The organism is Pseudoalteromonas sp. APC 3691, from assembly GCF_030408135.1.
Taxonomy (GTDB): domain Bacteria; phylum Pseudomonadota; class Gammaproteobacteria; order Enterobacterales; family Alteromonadaceae; genus Pseudoalteromonas.
The window spans coordinates 1-792 of the sequence record NZ_JASDCB010000156.1 but is presented as its reverse complement, the minus strand read 5'-3'; the positions used below and the strand labels follow the sequence as shown (position 1 = coordinate 792).

The following is a 792-nucleotide window of genomic DNA, read 5'->3' as shown; positions in this document are numbered from 1 at the left end:
ATGCCAAGATTAATGTTAACAGACGGGACATGGAATGTCTTATCAAAAGTAATGTACTTAAGTGGTCGAATTTATAATAAGCCCGACCATAGAAAAACGCTCGAAGGCATACTGTATAAGATGCGCACAGGTATTCCATGGCGAGATTTACCTTCTGATTTTGGCCGTTGGAGTGCTATCTACAGACGGTTTAATTTATGGTCCAAAAAAGGGATTTTGAATGAACTGTTTCGCGCATTATCTCGTGATGCGGACATGGATTGGGTCTTCATTGATGGCAGTATTGTCAGGGCTCATCAACATAGTTGCGGTGCAAGAACTGCTGACAATGAATCAATTGGAAAGAGCCGAGGTGGAAATTCTACGAAAATTCATCTTGCAGTCGATAGCGGAGGGTTGCCTGTTTATTATGAATTATCCTGTGGAAATACGCATGATATCGTCCATGCAGAGTCACTCGTAGCTAATTGCCCAACAAGTAATATGGTTGTCGCAGATAAAGGCTACGACAGTGAAAAACTGAGAGCGTTTGTTCGTGATAATAACGCTACACCCGTTATTCCACGTAAGGGCAACAGTTTAGTAGGCAATGAAGATATTGACTGGTGCATGTACAAATATCGGCACTTGGTTGAGAATGCATTTGGCCGTATTAAGCAATATAGAGGGATAGCCACGCGGTATGAAAAGCTTGAACGAAATTATCATTCAATGCTCGCTTTAGCATTTACTATGATGTGGCTACCAATGTGGGCTGATTGATATATGTACTACAAAGATCAACAGCCCCTA

General features: G+C 41.5%; 1 protein-coding gene. It reads left to right on the top strand.

Going from position 1 to position 792, the window contains the following annotated elements; all coding sequences use genetic code 11:
* On the top strand, positions 1–762 hold a 762-nt coding region (locus tag QL998_RS20705; protein ID WP_024600859.1), incomplete at its 5' end, for an IS5 family transposase.
* Positions 763–792: the final 30 nt, after the last annotated feature.